This window comes from Microbacterium mangrovi (assembly GCF_000802305.1).
Taxonomy (GTDB): Bacteria; Actinomycetota; Actinomycetes; order Actinomycetales; family Microbacteriaceae; genus Microbacterium; species Microbacterium mangrovi.
Genome location: NZ_JTDK01000011.1, coordinates 172816 through 188044, shown reverse-complemented (window position 1 = coordinate 188044; position 15229 = coordinate 172816). Strand labels below are relative to the sequence as shown.

At 71.2% G+C, this 15229-nt stretch carries 10 protein-coding genes; 7 read left to right on the top strand and 3 right to left on the bottom strand.

Annotated elements, in window-relative coordinates; genetic code table 11:
- Position 1 precedes the first annotated feature (1 nt).
- From kynA to LK09_RS13225, 4 genes are all read left to right on the top strand, one after another.
- Positions 2–877 (top strand): tryptophan 2,3-dioxygenase, encoded by an 876-nt coding sequence (gene kynA, locus LK09_RS13240; protein ID WP_039400160.1) that lies wholly within the window; start codon positions 2–4, stop codon positions 875–877.
- Positions 874–1845 (top strand): amidohydrolase family protein, encoded by a 972-nt coding sequence (locus LK09_RS13235; RefSeq protein WP_039400157.1) that lies wholly within the window; start codon positions 874–876, stop codon positions 1843–1845. The genes kynA and LK09_RS13235 overlap by 4 nt, the downstream gene beginning before the upstream one ends.
- A gap of 112 nt (positions 1846–1957) precedes the next feature.
- Positions 1958–3736 (top strand): aldehyde dehydrogenase family protein, encoded by a 1779-nt coding sequence (locus LK09_RS13230; RefSeq protein ID WP_052226751.1) that lies wholly within the window; start codon positions 1958–1960, stop codon positions 3734–3736.
- Complete coding sequence (locus LK09_RS13225; RefSeq protein WP_039400155.1) at positions 3733–5364, top strand: GMC family oxidoreductase; 1632 nt, start codon at positions 3733–3735, stop codon at positions 5362–5364. The genes LK09_RS13230 and LK09_RS13225 overlap by 4 nt, the downstream gene beginning before the upstream one ends.
- Positions 5365–5625: 261 nt before the next feature.
- On the opposite strand, the gene LK09_RS13220 is transcribed toward LK09_RS13225, so the two are convergent.
- The 3 genes from LK09_RS13220 to pip form a co-directional block, all read right to left on the bottom strand.
- A complete protein-coding gene (locus tag LK09_RS13220) occupies positions 5626–7251 on the bottom strand; it encodes an HNH endonuclease (RefSeq protein ID WP_082008242.1) in 1626 nt (541 codons plus the stop codon).
- A 471-nt stretch (positions 7252–7722) separates the two neighbouring features.
- Positions 7723–9087, bottom strand: a complete 1365-nt coding sequence (locus LK09_RS13215; RefSeq protein ID WP_039400153.1) for a glutamate decarboxylase — start codon at positions 9085–9087, stop codon at positions 7723–7725.
- Between the two features lie 118 nt (positions 9088–9205).
- Entirely contained in the window at positions 9206–10180 is a 975-nt protein-coding gene (gene pip, locus LK09_RS13210) for a prolyl aminopeptidase (RefSeq protein ID WP_039400151.1), read from the bottom strand.
- Positions 10181–10357: 177 nt separating this feature from the next.
- Between pip and LK09_RS13205 the strand changes: the two genes are divergently transcribed.
- The 3 genes from LK09_RS13205 (at position 10358) to LK09_RS13195 (ending at position 15197) form a co-directional block, all read left to right on the top strand.
- Entirely contained in the window at positions 10358–12034 is a 1677-nt protein-coding gene (locus LK09_RS13205; protein ID WP_052226749.1) for a sigma-70 family RNA polymerase sigma factor, read from the top strand.
- Positions 12035–12448: 414 nt separating this feature from the next.
- Entirely contained in the window at positions 12449–13462 is a 1014-nt protein-coding gene (locus LK09_RS13200) for a malate dehydrogenase (RefSeq protein ID WP_039400150.1), read from the top strand.
- Between the two features lie 4 nt (positions 13463–13466).
- Positions 13467–15197: a cation:proton antiporter gene (locus LK09_RS13195; RefSeq protein ID WP_039400147.1), complete on the top strand. Its 1731-nt coding sequence runs from the start codon at positions 13467–13469 to the stop codon at positions 15195–15197.
- Positions 15198–15229: the final 32 nt, after the last annotated feature.

Genomic DNA, 15229 nt, shown 5'->3' with positions numbered 1-15229 from the left:
CGTGGACGACGGCGTGCAGGACAACACCCGGACGATCGAGCAGACGGTCATCACCGACCTCGCCGACCGCATGACATACGGCGGCTACCTGGAGCTCGGCACCCTGCTGGATGCGCAGCATCCCCTGTCGGTTCCGGAGCACCACGACGAGCTGCTGTTCATCATCCAGCACCAGACCACCGAGCTGTGGCTGAAGCTGGTGCTGCACGAGCTGTCGGCGGCGTGCGCGCACCTGCGCGCCGACGAGCTCGCCCCGGCGCTGAAGTGCATCGCGCGGGTCAAGCACATCCAGAAGACGCTCACCGAGCAGTGGTCGGTGCTCGCCACCCTCACCCCCACCGAGTACGCGCAGTTCCGCGGCGTGCTCGGCAACGCGTCCGGATTCCAGTCGGCGCAGTACCGAGCCGTGGAGTTCACCCTCGGCAACAAGCATGCCGGGATGCTGCGGGTCTTCGCCGCCGAACCCGACAGCCTCGCGCTGGTGACCGCCGCATTCGAGGCGCCGAGTCTGTACGACGAGTTCCTGCGGCTGCTCGCCCGGTCCGGGTACGACATCCCGGCATCCGTGCTGGAGCGCGACGTCACGGCCGCGTGGACGTTCACTCCGGAGCTGGTGCCGGTGTTCACCGCGATCTACGCCGACACGGCAAACCACTGGTCGGCATACGAGACGTGCGAGGAGCTCGTCGACCTCGAGGACAACTTCCAGCTGTGGCGCTTCCGCCATCTCAAGACGGTGGAGCGGATCATCGGGCTCAAGCCCGGCACCGGAGGTTCGAGCGGCGTCCCGTTCCTGCGGCGGGCGCTCGAGCTGACGTTCTTCCCGGAGCTGTTCGCGGTGCGCACCGAGCTCCCCGCCCCGTCGGTGCGGCCATGAGCGACCTCGACGCCCTGCAGGCCTGGCTCGGCCCGGGGGCCCGTCCGGCCCGGCATGCGCTCACCGGCCAGGTCGGCGTCGCTCTGCCCCCGTTCGTCGACCACCACGTGCACCTGCACCTCTTCGACCCGGCGAAGCTCGCCGAGCACGGCATCGCGGGCGTGCTCGATCTCGGCGGCGACCCCGATGCGCTCGCGCGGCGCGAGTGCGGCATCCCCGAGGTGGCGTATGCGGGTGCCCTTCTGACGGCCCGGGGCGGATACCCCGTCGGCCGGGCGTGGGCGCCGGATGCCGTCGTCCGCGAGGTCGCGTCGTCCTCGGCCGCACCCGGGGCACCCGGCGGTGCCCGGACGGCCGTTGACGAGATGGCGGATGCCGGCGCGTCCTTCGTGAAGGTCGTGCTGCATGCCGGCGCTCCGACGCTGTCGGATGACACCCTGTCGGCGATCATCGAGGCGGCCCGGACGCGCGGGCTTCCGGTCGTCGCGCACGCGGAGGGTGCCGGAATGGCGCAGCAGGCGGTGCGGCACGGGGTCGATGCGCTGGCGCACGTGCCGTTCACGGAGCATCTGCACGGCGAGACGATCGCCGCAGCCGTCGCCGACGGCATGCTGTGGATGTCGACCCTGGCGATCCATGCCGGGTCGGAGGCCGCCGCCGTCGCCCGGTCGAACCTGGAACGCTTCGCCGCCTCCGGCGGCCGCGTGCTGTACGGCACCGATCTCGGCAACGACCAGGCCGGGCCCCAGGCAGTCGGCGTGAGCGTGGCGGAGCTTTCGGCCCTGCAGGATGCCGGCATCCGCGGTCCGGAGCTGGTGCGCACCCTCACGGATGCCTGGCCGCGTGGTGTCGTCGCCGGACTCGCGTCGTTCGTGGCCGGGGCTCCCCCGGCTGAGGAGCACGCCCTGCCCGAGTGGTTGGCGTCGGCCCGCGTCCTCCCCGCCGAGGAACTCGTCGCGGCGCCCTGAGTCGCCGCGGCGGGACGGGTGGGCACGAGGTGGCCGAGGCGGCCGGTCCGGAGACCGAGGGCCCGACATACACTTGCTGGAACACGCCCACCGTCGAGCGCAAGGAGACCGCATGCCCGCGAAGGCCGCCCCCAAGTCGCCCCGCAAGAAGACCACCGATCCCGGGCTCGCTGCGCCGGTGCGTGAACCGCTCGACCGGGCGATCGCCGAGCTGGGCGACGGCGCCCGCGTCTGGTCGCGGCTGAGTGTCGACCAGCGCGCCAAGCTCCTCGATCGCGTCCGCGCAGCGGTCGGGACCGTCGCCGATGAATGGGTGGATGCCGCCTCCGCGTCGAAAGGGCTCGGGCCCGGGCATCCTCTGCGCGGCGAGGAGTGGATGTCGGGACCGTACGCGGCGCTCGGCGCCCTCGACGGCTACATCGCCACCCTTACGGCCCTGGCCGAGGGGCGGAGTCCCCTCGATCGGGTCGGACTGGGCGTCGCCCCGGGTGGTCGCACCCGGGTGAAGGCGTTCCCCACGGTCGGGATGGACCGCATCCTGCTGTCCGGCTTCAGCGGCGAGCTGTGGCTGGAACCCGGGGTGAGCGCGGACGAGGCGCGCGCCGAGGCCGGTCTCGGCCAGCGCACCCCGGGCGAGGAGGCCGGCGTGGGTCTCGTGCTCGGTGCCGGCAACATCACGTCGATCCCGTTCCTCGACGTGCTCTACGAGCTGCTGGCGTTCAACCGGGTGTCGATCCTCAAGGTCAATCCCACGCAGGATGCCGTCGTCCCGGTGTTCGAGCGGGCGCTGGCCCCCCTCATCGAACTCGGATTCGTGCGGATCGTGCGCGGCGGCGGCGACGTGGGCGCCTATCTGACCCAGCATCCCGGGATCGGGCACGTGCACATCACCGGCTCCGCGGTCACGTTCGACGCGATCGTGTGGGGCACCGGCGAGGAGGCCGCGACCCGCAAGGCGGCGGGCACCCCGAAGCTCACCGTGCCGATCACCGCCGAACTCGGCGGGGTGGCGCCGATCATCGTGGTTCCGGGCGCCTGGACGGAGGCGGACCTGCGTTTCCAGGCGCAGCACATCGTCACGATGCGCCTGCACAACAGCGGGCACAACTGCATCGCCGGGCAGGTCGTCATCGTGAGCCGCGACTGGCCGCAGCGCGACCGGTTCCTGAGCGAACTCCGCAAGGCCTACGCGGCCGCACCCGAGCGTCCGGTCTGGTACCCGCGCGCCGATGAGAAGCTGCAGGCGGCCGAAGAGGCGTATCCGGACGCCCAGCGCCTCGGCGACGGCACCCGGCTGCTCGTGGAGATCACCGGGACCGAGGACCCCACCGCCGTCGAGACCACCGAGTACTTCGCGCCGGTCCTGGGTGTGGTCACGCTCTCGGGCACCGGGCAGGAGTTCTTGGACACCGCCGTCGCGCACGCGAACGACGAACTCACCGGCACCCTCGGGGCGAACGTGCTCATCGATCCGGCCACCGAGGCGGCACTCGGCTCGGGGTTCGAGAAGGCGATCGCAGACCTCCGGTACGGCGGCATCGCGATCAACGCGTGGACCGGGGTGGTGTTCGCGACGCCCATCCTGTCGTGGGGCGCGTTCCCCGGCGCCACGCTCGAGGACGTGCAGTCGGGTCTGGGCGTGGTGCACAACACCCTGCTGGTCGACCGGGTGGAGCGCTCGGTGATGCGCGGACCGTTCCGGCCGTTCCCGCGCGGGGCTGCCGGATTCCTCCAGCCGCGCGGCCTCGCGCAGGGCACCATCCTGCCCAAGCCGCCGTACTTCGTCGACTCCCGCACCAACACCGAGGTCGCGGCGGGCCTGACCCGCTGGCACATCGGACACAGTGTGCCCGGGCTCGTGGCCACGCTGACCAAGGCGATGAAGTCGTGAGCGCACCCGACCTCACCGCCGACTACGTCATCGTGGGCGCCGGTTCGGCGGGAGCCGCCCTCGCCGCCCGGCTCTCGGAGGATCCGGCGGTCTCCGTGCTGCTGCTCGAGGCGGGCGGACGCGACACCGACCTCAACATCCACATCCCGGCCGCGTTCGGCAAGCTGTTCCGCGGGCCGAACGACTGGAACTACGACACGGTTCCGCAGCCGCAGCTGAACGACCGGACGGTGTTCTGGCCGCGCGGCAAGGTGCTGGGCGGGTCGTCGTCGCTGAACGCCATGATGTGGGTGCGCGGCTTCGCTGCCGACTACGACGAGTGGGCGGATGCCGCGGGGCCCCGGTGGTCCTGGGAGGAGCTTGTTCCCTACTTCCGGCGGGTGGAGCGCACGGACGACCCGGACGAACCGACCCAGGGTGCAGACGGCGTCCAGCCGGTCGAGCATCAGCGCGACCCGCGCCCGCACACGGCCGCCTTCCTGCGCGCGGCGGCCGAGGCCGGGCACCCGGTGGTGCCGGCCAACCTGCCCGATCGTCCGGGGTTCAGCCAGACGATGGTCACGGAGCACCGCGGTGCCCGGGCATCCACCGTGGACTCGTACCTGAAGCCGGCCGCGAAGAGGCGCAACCTGCGCATCGTGACCGGCGCGTTCGTGCGTCGCGTGACGTTCGACACGAACGCGGATCCGGATGCCGCACCTCGCGCCACCGGCGTCTACGTCGACCTGGACGGCGTCACCCGGCATGCCCGTGCCAAGCGCGAGGTGATCCTGTGCGGCGGTGCGGTGAACACCCCGCAGCTGCTGATGCTGTCGGGCATCGGCCCGGCGGAGCACCTGTCGGAGCACGGCGTCGGCGTCGTCGTCGACTCCCCCGAGGTGGGCGCGAATCTGCAGGACCACCTGCTCGCCGGGCTCGCCCCGGCGGCCATCGGCGGCACGCTGTACGGCGCCGAGCGACCCGCCGAGCTCGCGAACTACTTCGCCCGGCGACGTGGGATGCTGACCTCGAACGTCGCCGAGGCGTATGGCTTCATCCGCACCTCGGTCGCGGACTCTCGCGGCGAACCCGACGGCCTGCCCGACATCGAGATCATCTTCGCGCCCGTCCCGTACGTCGGCGAGGGACTGGTGCCGGTTCCCGACGAGGGCGTCTCGGTCGGGGCGATCCTGCTGCGGCCGGTCAGTCGCGGCACGATCCGGCTGGCTTCCGCCGACCCTCACCGGAAGCCTCTGATCGACCCCGCTTACCTGTCGGATGCCGATGGTCACGACGCCGGCGCGATGATCGAAGGGCTGCTCGAGTGCGATCGGCTCCTGCAGACGGAGGCCCTGCGGGAGCACCTCACCGGCGGGTGGATCCAGCCGGCCGGCAGCGACGGGCTGTCCCCCCGCGAGCGGGCCGAGCTCACCCTGCGTCAGTATTCGCACACCCTCTACCACCCGGCCGGCACGGCGCGGATGGGGGCGGATGCGGCATCCGTCGTCGATCCGGAACTGCGCGTCCGGGGCGTCGACGGGCTGCGCGTCGCCGATGCCTCGATCATGCCGACCGTGATCCGCGGGCACACGAACGCGCCCTCGATCGTGATCGGCGAGGTCGCCGCCGACCTCGTGCGCGGCCGCTGAGCCGCCGCGAGCCCTGAGCCCCCGCCGGGCGCCCTGAGCTTGCCGAAGGGCAGGCGTGCCGGGGCGTTGGGCTTCGACAGGCTCAGCCCGCCTGGCCGGGCGCCCTGAGCTTGTCGAAGGGCAGGCGTGCCGGGGCGTTGGGCTTCGACAGGCTCAGCCCGCCTGATCGGGCGCCCTGCGCTTGTCGAAGGGCAGGCGTGCCCGGGGCGTTGGGCTTCGACAGGCTCAGCCCGCATGGCAGGCGTCCCTGGCGCATGGGTGTCAGGCGGCGGGTTGGTAGTCGTGGCGGCGTCGTCCGCCGCGCCGGGGTGTGCGGGTCGGGTCGATGTGAGCGGGCGGGAGGAACCACACCCCGGTGTCATCGATGGTGATGTCCCAGTCGTGTTTGTGGATCGTGTGGTGGCAGCTGGTGCACAGCAGGATCCCGTCGTCCAGGTCGGTTCTGCCACCGCGGGACCACCAGGTCAGGTGATGGACTTCACACATCCCCGGTGGGGCGGCACAGGACGCGCATCCGCCGTCACGTTCCACCAGGGCGATCCTTTGCGCTTTGGAGAACAACCGGCGGGACCGGCCGTAGTCGAGGACCTCACTTTTGCTCCCGAGGACGATCGGGATGATCTCCGCGTCCGCGGCCATGCGGCGGGCGGTGCCGGCGTCGACGGGTTGGGTGAGGCCGTCGATGGTCGCCACCCCGGTCCCGGTGGTGAGGGCCTCCAGCGGGATCCGCACCACCACGGTCGTGGTCGCCAGCGGGGCGGGGGCGTTCTCGGAGCCGAGTCCGATCTTCGCGAGAGCGGACAGCGCGTCCGCCTGCAACTGCACGATCGTGCGCCGCTCCACCGGCCCACCCACACCCGCACCAGCACCAGCACCGGTCGTTCCCGCATCACCTGCACCACTCGCGCCGCTACCGCTCGAGCCGTCATTGCTCGCGCCGGCATCGCCCGCACCGGCATTACGCAGACCGGGATCAGCCGCATTGGCATTGCTCGCATCGGCCGCGGGTGCGCCGTCAGCAGCCGTGGCGGGCTTGCCGCCGTCGCTCCAGCTCCATCCACCGTCGCCCGCTGCCCCGTCCCCGGCTCCGTGGTCGGGGTGGTTGTGGCCGCGCATGGCGCGGATCTGCGCGGTCACCAGGGCGTCGATGGCGGCTTTGATCGGGGCGCCGGTCGCGGGGTCCAGGCGTCCGTCGAGGTTGATCATGCCGTGCTGGTCTTCCCAGATCCTCAAGAACCGGGCATCCCGCAGATTCTCGAGCTTCGGTTCCAGCCCGTCCGGGTCCAACCACGCCTCCGCCCGCCGCAACACCACCTGCAACTCGGACAGCGACAACCCGGCCGCCTGCTCCACCAGAGTCTGCTCCGCCTGCGCCAGCAGGGCCCGGTCGGCCCGGCACGCCACCCGATCCAGCAGGGTCGTGATCGCACCCGCGCACGCCACACTCAACGACCCCGCCTCGATCGCCGCGGCCACGTGCGGGTGCCTCGCGGGGGCGCGTTCCCCACTGAACGTCATCCGCCCCGCGGTGGCATCCCCGACCTGGACCAGCTTCTTCGCGTCCCCGACATGACCGCCCGTGGTCGCCGCGATCAGCTTCTCCGCCGACCGGAACCCGGCCTTGCGGGCCAGACCATCCACACCCAGTTCCCGGGCCGACCGCCTGCTGATCCCGTGCGCGATGCGCGCCTGCAACGCCTGCACCCGACGCGCCACCCCCGCCAACGCCTCATTCACCGCGAGCAGGCCCGCGTCGGTCATCGCCTCCACATCGTCATCGACCACCGCCGACGGAAACCCGCCACCGAGCGCGGACAGCCAGCCGGCATCCACACTCTGCACCGCCTCCACGAGCGGTTCCAGATGAGTGACGGTGACTTCGACCATGCCACAAGCCTACGCAACGCAAGCGGGATGCACAAGGGATAGTCTCGAACATAAGAACGAACTCATGCACTGCGGCAACCCATCCGCACCACGTCCCGCGTTGTGAGCCATTGGGCTTCGACTAGCTCAGCCCGCCCGGGCCGACGCCAAGGACCGGGCGCCATTGGGCTTCGACAAGCTCAGCCCGCCCGGGCCGACACCCAAGAACCAGGCGCCATTGGGCTTCGACAAGCTCAGCCCGCCCGGGCCGACACCCAAGAACCAGGCGCCATTGGGCTTCGACAAGCTCAGCCCGCCCGGGCCGACGCCCAAGGGCCGGGCGACATGCGGCTTCGACAAGCTCAGCCCGCCCGGGCCGACGCTCAGCCCGCCCGGACCAGCCCCCTCAGACCGGGCGCAGCATTGGCGGCTGAGCCGGTCGAAGAACCTCCGCCTTCGGGGCCCTTCGACCGGCTCACGCCGCCGCCGCGCTCAGTGGGCGAAGTGCGGGGTCTGTCCCTCGACCGGCATCGGCGACTCCAGCTTCTCGAGGTAGTCGACCTCGGCGGCGATGTCGTTCAGCAGCTTGTCGGCCATGTCCCGGCTGAAATCCGCTCGGACCACGACCCGCTGCACGAGGATCTCTTCGAGGTCCGGCGGCATCGGGTAGGTCGGAACCAGCCAGCCGCGCATGCGCAGCCGGTCGCTGAGGTGGTAAAGGTTCCAGTTGCGCTCCACCGACGAGTCCAGCTCCCACGCGAACACGGGGATGTCGCTGCCGGTCGACCGCAGCTTGAAGGGTCCCATCTCGGCGATCTTCGACGAGAGGTGCTCGGCGACGGCGCGCGAACCGCCCTGCATGGCGCGGAACCCCTCGTGGCCGAGGCGGAGGAACGCGTAGTACTGCAGCAGCACCTGGGCGCCCGGGCGCGAGAAGTTGAGCGCGAAGGTCGGCATCGAACCGCCCAGGTAGCTCACCCGGAAGATCAGGTCGTCGGGAAGCGCGTCGAGGTCGCGCCAGACGACCCAGCCGAGACCCGGGTACACGGCTCCGTACTTGTGCGCCGACGTCGAGATCGAGTGCACACGCGGCACGCGGAAGTCCCACTCCAGCTCGGGCTGCAGGAACGGCGCGATCATCGCGCCCGATGCCCCGTCGACGTGGATCGGGATGTCGAGCCCGGTGGAGGCCTGGATGGCATCCAGCGCGTCCGCGACCTTCTGCACGGGCTCGTACGCGCCGATGTAGGTCTGGCCCATGATGACGACGACGCCGATCGTGTTCTCGTCGACGTACTTCTCGAGGTCGTGGCCGTCGAGCACCGGGTGCTCCTCGGAGACCGGCACGTAGCGCGCCTCGACGTCGAAGTAGTTGCAGAACTTCTCCCAGCACACCTGCACCGCGCTGGACATGATGAGGTTGGGCTTCTCGGTCGACTTGCCGGCCGCCCGGCGCGCGTGCTGCCAGCGGCGCTTGAACGCGAGCCCGCCGAGCATGCACGCCTCGCTCGACCCGGTCGTGGAGCAGCCGATCGCGTTCTCGACGCTGGGCGCGTGCCACAGGTCGGCGAGGATGCGCCAGCAGTGCTCCTCGACCGACGCCGTCGAGGGGTACTCGTCCTTGTCGATCATGTTCTTGTCGTACGACTCGGCGTAGAGCCGGTTGGCGTGGTCATCCATCCACGTCGTCACGAACGTCGCGAGGTTGAGTCGCGCATTGCCGTCGAGCAGCGACTCGTCGTGCACCACCTGGTACGCGGTCTCGGGAAGGAGCGACTTCTCGCCCAGCCGATTGCGCTCGATGGAGTCGGACCCGACCAGACGGTCGAAAACAGGGATCAGCTCTTCGTCTGCCATGAGCCCATACTGTCGGCGAAGCGCGCCGCGCGCCAGAGTGGATTCAGCCCGCAACCGGCTGTTCAGGTGCCGACTTCCGCGGGTTCATCGCGCAGAAGATGACACCCGAACGGGCGCGTCAGCGGGCGAAGCGGTCGGTTGCCGCGCGCAGCGCGCGGGCGATGCCGGGTTCGGATGCCGCGTGTCCGGCATCCGGCACGATCACCAGCTCGGCCTCCGGCCAGGCCCGGTGCAGATCCCACGCCGTCATGATCGGCGTGCACACGTCGTACCGCCCCTGCACGATGACGCCCGGGATGCCGCGCTCACGCAGCGCGCCGACGTCTTCGATCAGCTGCTCCGGGCGCAGCCAGCCGCCGTGCATGAAGTAGTGGTTCTCGATGCGCGCGAACGCGGTCGCATGGCGCGGCTCGCCGGCATCCGCGATGCGCTGCGCGTCCTGATGCAGCGACACCGTCGCCGCCTCCCACTGCGACCAGGCGACCGCCGCCGGCACGTGCACCGCCGGGTCGGGGTCGCTGAGCCGCCGGTGGTACGCCTCGATCATGCGCGAGCGCTCCAGCACCGGGATGGGCGCGACGAACCGCTCCCACTCGTCGGGGAACAGCACCGACGCACCGCCCTCGTAGAACCATTCCAGCTCGTGGCGGCGCAGCGTGAACACGCCACGCAGCACGATCTCCGACACGGAGTCCGGATGCGTCTCGGCGTACGCCAGCGCGAGCGCGGACCCCCACGACCCGCCGAACACCTGCCAGCGCGGGATGCCGAGGTTGCGTCGCAGCAGCTCGAGGTCGGCGACCAGGTGCCACGTCGTGTTGAACCGCAGCTCGGCCCCAGGATCGGCGACGTGCGGAAGCGAACGCCCGCATCCGCGCTGATCGAAGAGCACGATGCGGTACTTCTCCGGGTCGAAGAACCGGCGGTGCCAGGGCGCCACCCCTCCCCCGGGACCGCCGTGCAGGAACACCACCGGCTTGCCGTCCGGGTTGCCCGACTGCTCGTAGTACAGACGGTTGCCGTCGCCGACGAGCAGCATCCCCTCATCGAACGGTTCGATTTCGGGATACAGGATCTCGTCGAACGTGGGCATCGAAAATACCGCCTTCCCCCCTGGTCGGTCTTCTCCACCGTACCGTGCAGGCGGCGGAGGGCCCGGGAGGCCCGCGTGCACGGTTCCAGCATTCCCCGAGCGTTTTCGCGTGAGAATGGAGTCCGGCGCCCGTCTCATCAGTGGAGGGCACGCGCACTCCACGATGAAAGGGGACACATGCGCAACGACGCGGACCTCTCCGACGCATCCCTGATCGAGGCCACGCGCAAGGGGCGGGATGCCGCGTACGCCGAGCTCTGGCGCCGCCACAACGCCGCCGCCCTCGCCGCCGCACGTGCCTACCCCGCCCTCGACGCCGACGATCTGGCCCAGGAGGCGTTCGCCGCGGTCTACTCCGCGATCCGGCGCGGCAAGGGCCCGACCACATCGTTCCGCGCCTACCTGCTCACGTCGGTGCGCAACGTCGCCGCGAGCTGGCACCGCGCCCACCGCGAAGACGCCGACGACGAGCTCGACACCCGGCCCGATCCCGCCACTGAGGATGCCGAGGCCGACGCGGCCCTGGATCGCTCGACGAGCGCGCAGGCCTTCCGGTCTCTTCCGAGCCGCTGGCAGGAGGTGCTCTGGTACACCGAGGTCGAGGGCATGAAGCCGGCCGAGGTCGCCCCGCTGCTCGGGATGTCGACCCGGGCCGCGACCCAGCTGGCGTTCCGCGCGCGCGACGGTCTGCGCGAAGCGTGGGTGCAGGCGCATCTGCGGTCGCTGTCCGACAAGCCCGAGTGCCGCTGGACTGTCGAACGTCTCGGCGCCTATGCGCGCGGCAACTCCTCGGCGCGCGACACGGCGAAGATCGAGGGGCACCTGAACGGCTGCGTCGCGTGCACGATGGTCGCGGCCGAGGCCGACGAGGTGAATCGGCGTCTGGCGTTCGTGCTGCTGCCGCTCGTGCTCGGCGTCACCGGCGCGGGCGCATATCTTGCCCATCTGCAGACCGGTGCCGGGGGCGCCGTCGCGATGGGTGCGGCCGGGGCTGCCGGGATGCCGGCATCCGTCGTGTCGGGCGGCTCGGGTTCGTCGGGCTCCGCATCGGCGGCGGCGTCGGGCGCGCCGGCGGGGGCCACCGTGCTCGTCGCATCGGTCGTGACGCTCGCGGTCGCGACGGCCGCCGTCGGCACGGTCGTCGCGCTGCGACTGGTGCAGCAGACCCCGCCGGCCGCCTCCGCCGCCGCCGGGGGCGCTGCGCCGCCCGCCCTGGACGCTCCGCTGAACTCGGCCGCGGCACCCGGCGCCGGGGCATCGCCGGCGGCAGGGACCACACCTCACGGCTCCGCCCCGCTGCCGACGCCGCCGGGATCGACCCCGCCCGGGGCGGGTGCGGCACCGTCGCCCGCACCGACGGCGCCGGCATCCGGATCCGCCGCGACGCCGCAACCCACCGCCCCGTCCGTTCCGACCGCAGCGCCGACGGGAAGCCCGCAGCCGACGGGAAGCCCGGCTCCGAGTCCGACACCGACCCCGAGCCCGCAGCCGACGGGCGGCCCGACCCCGACCCCCACGCCGACGCCGACTCCGACCCCGACGCCGACTCCGACCCCGGGACCGGTCGCCGCGCCGGTGCTGAGCTCCGTCCACGTCTCCCTCACCGGCCACGGCACCCGCATCTCGTTCTGGGTGACCGCCGATCCGGCAACGACCGTGCAGACCTCCGTCGGCGGACGCATCGCGCAGCAGGACGCCGTCGGGCCGAACGGCGCCGTGCACGTGGTGCTGCAGCCGACCCTCGCCGAGCTGCTGCGCGACGACGAGGTCACGGTCACCGCGACGACCTCCGACGGGGCGTCGGCGACGACCACCACCACGCTGAATGCGCTGCTCTCCGGCCTGATCGGCTGACGACCGACCGGCACGGACCGACCGGCCGCACGATGAGTTCGGCGCTCGATGCGAGGTCCGGCGCGGAGGCCCTCAAATTCCTCCGCACCGGACTCTCACGTCATTTCCCCCGAAATGACGGCGGATGCCCCCCGAGGCCGATACGTTCGGGGCGACCGACACTCAGACGATTTGCGACTGGGGATCGCGCCCGTCTTCATCCGCTCACAGAAGAGACGGCATCCCCCGCGAAGTGTCACGCGGTTTCCCGAACTTTTTTCAACCGACAAGATTTGCGCCTTCTCCGCGCCGTTCTTGTCGGTGGAGCAGGGGCCTCGAACGCTCCACCGACAAGAAGTGCACGCCGACGCGACCGATGTTGTCGGTGGAGGCGGCACCCTCGGCCGGCACCACCCCGCTGAGTAGGCTCAGGGCATGGATGCTGCGACGACTGTGACCATCACCGGGGCGGGAGGGCAGATCGGGTACGCCCTGCTGTTCCGCATCGCGGCCGGCGACATGCTCGGACCCGATCGCCCGGTGAAGCTGCGGCTGCTCGAGATCCCGCAGGGGGTGCGGTCCGCCGAGGGCGCGGCGCTCGAACTTCAGGATGCCGCCTTCCCGACGCTCGCCGGCGTCGAGGTCACCGCGGACCCGGCGCAGGCCTTCGCCGGCGCGAACATCGCCCTGCTCGTCGGCGCCCGGCCGCGCACGGCCGGCATGGAGCGGTCCGACCTGCTCGCCGCCAACGCCGGGATCTTCGGCCCGCAGGGCGCGGCGATCCAGGAGCACGCGGCATCCGACGTGCGGGTGGTCGTCGTCGGCAACCCGGCCAACACCAACGCGCTCATCGCCCGGGCATCCGCCCCCGACCTACCCGACGACCGCTTCACCTCGATGAGCCGTCTCGACCACAACCGGGCGATCGGCCAGCTCGCCGCGACCTTCGACGTCGGAGCGGGCGCGGTGCGCAATCCGATCATCTGGGGCAATCACTCCGCATCGCAGTTCGCGGACGTCGCGCACGCCACCGTCTCGGGGCGCCCGGTCATGCCGATGCTCACCGAGCGCATGGCCGGCTACGACACAGCTCTGGCCTGGCTCGACGACGAGTTCGTGCCACGGGTCGCCAAGCGCGGAGCCGAGATCATCGAGGTGCGCGGGTCGTCCTCGGTGGCATCCGCGGCCTCCGCCGCCATCGACCACACGCGGGACTGGGTGCTCGGCCGCGACCCGGCGGCCGGCTGGGTGTCGGCCGGCGTCGTCTCGCACGGCGAGTACGGCGTGCCCGAGGGCCTCGTGTCGTCCTTCCCGGTCACCTCCGACGGGTCCGGCTATCGCATCGTGGAGGGGCTCGCGCTGGATGCCCGGGCCCGCTACCGCATCGACGTGTCGGTCGCGGAGCTCGTCGCCGAGCGCGAAGCGGTGCACAGCCTCGGCCTCATCTGACGCCATGCCCGTCCTGTTCATCGTCCTGATCGCCGTCATCGCGATCGCGGTCGTGACCGCGTGGTCGCAGCGACTCGGCGTGGCCGGGCCGCTGCTGCTCGTCGCTCTCGGCGCGATCGTCGGGCTGATGCCGTTCGTGCAGGTGCCGGAGATCAAGCCGGAGTGGATCCTCGCCGGCGTCCTGCCCCCGCTGCTCTACTCGTCGGCGGTGAACCTGCCGGCGATCGAGTTCCGCCGCGACCTCCGCGCGATCGGCGGACTGTCGGTGCTTCTCGTGCTGATCAGCTCGCTGCTGCTGGGGGTCTTCTTCTGGCTGGCGATCCCGTCGGTGGGTCTGCCCCTCGGAATCGCGCTCGGCGCCATCGTGTCGCCGACGGATGCCGTGGCCACCTCGATCGCGAAGCGCCTGGGCATCGCACCCCGCGTCATCACGATGCTCGAGGGCGAGAGCCTGCTCAACGACGCCACCGCCCTCGTGCTGCTGCGCACCGCGATCGTGGCGATCGCCGGCAGCTTCTCGCCCTGGGGCGCGCTCGGCGCGTTCGCCTGGGGCATCCTCATCGCCGTCGTCATCGGCGCAGTCGTCGGTCGCCTCCTCGTGATGCTGCGCGGAGTGGTGCGCAATTCGGCGGCGAGCACCGCGATCGGGTTCACCGTCCCGTTCCTGGCGTACCTGCCCACGGAGGCGCTGGAGGGGTCCGGCCTGGTGGCCGCCGTCGTGGCCGGCATCGTCGCCGGGCAGGGCGCACCGGTCTTGTTCACCCCCGAGCAGCGCCTCAGCGACCGGCTGACCTGGCGCACCGTCGAGCTCGTGCTCGAGGGGGCCATCTTCCTGCTGATGGGCCTCGAGCTGAAGGACATCGTCTCCGCGAACCTCAAAGCGAACGAAGACCTGTGGACGCCGATCTGGGTGGCGATGGTGGCCCTGGTCATCATCCTCGCGACGCGCACCGGGTACGTGTCCTGGCTGGTGTGGCGGCAGGGCAGGCGCGCGGATCGGATGAACCGCGCCGCCTTCGAACGGCTCAGTCACCGGATCGACCGGGTCGCCGCGGGCGAACTCGAGCTGCCTGCCCGCAACGGTGCACCGAAGAACCCGGAGCATCAGCAGCGCCGGGCGCGCAACTGGCAGTCGCGCGTGACGCGCGCCCTCAACGACATCGACTACTACCAGTCGACCCGGCTCGGGTGGAAGCACGGCACGATCATCGTGTGGGCGGGCATGCGCGGTGCCGTCACCCTCGCCGCTGCGCAGACCCTCACCGACGATCAGACCCACCAGCACCGGGCCCCGCTCGTCTTCATCGCTTTCCTGGTGGCGGTGGTGAGCCTCATGCTGCAGGGGTTCACCCTGCCCTGGCTCGTCCGCAGGCTCCGGATGGATGCCGGCGACGCCGAGGACGACGACGAGGAGCACCTGCGGCTCGTCTCCCAGCTGTGGGATGCCGGGCAGGCGGCCCTCGGCGATCCCGGTCTCGTGGACCGCGCCGGCAACCCGTTTCCGTCCGACATCCTCTCCCGCATGCAGAAGCGCGTGCAGGTACGGGCCGAGGACGACGACGGGTCGATGATGCACACCATCGGCGAGCTGCGGCTCGCGGTGATCGCCGCGCAGCGCAAGGAGCTCACCAAGCTCGCCGCCGGCGGCCAGTACTCCAGCGCCGAACTCCGCCGCGCCCTGAACGAGCTCGACGCCGAACAGCTGAGCCTGCAGGTGCGGATGGGCGAGGAGTAGCCCGCGCGGTTCCGTCTTTCGGCGACATCGCA

What these genes read in the sequence shown, in the direction of transcription:
- LK09_RS13230 (WP_052226751.1), top strand. Translation starts at nt 1,958, where the DNA reads ATGCCCGCGAAGGCCGCCCCCAAGTCGCCCCGCAAGAAGACCACCGAT.
- LK09_RS13215 (WP_039400153.1), bottom strand. Translation starts at nt 9,087, where the DNA reads ATGGCAGACGAAGAGCTGATCCCTGTTTTCGACCGTCTGGTCGGGTCC.
- LK09_RS13200 (WP_039400150.1), top strand. Translation starts at nt 12,449, where the DNA reads ATGGATGCTGCGACGACTGTGACCATCACCGGGGCGGGAGGGCAGATC.
- LK09_RS13195 (WP_039400147.1), top strand. Translation starts at nt 13,467, where the DNA reads ATGCCCGTCCTGTTCATCGTCCTGATCGCCGTCATCGCGATCGCGGTC.
- LK09_RS13205 (WP_052226749.1), top strand. Translation starts at nt 10,358, where the DNA reads ATGCGCAACGACGCGGACCTCTCCGACGCATCCCTGATCGAGGCCACG.
- LK09_RS13235 (WP_039400157.1), top strand. Translation starts at nt 874, where the DNA reads ATGAGCGACCTCGACGCCCTGCAGGCCTGGCTCGGCCCGGGGGCCCGT.
- LK09_RS13220 (WP_082008242.1), bottom strand. Translation starts at nt 7,251, where the DNA reads ATGGTCGAAGTCACCGTCACTCATCTGGAACCGCTCGTGGAGGCGGTG.
- pip (WP_039400151.1), bottom strand. Translation starts at nt 10,180, where the DNA reads ATGCCCACGTTCGACGAGATCCTGTATCCCGAAATCGAACCGTTCGAT.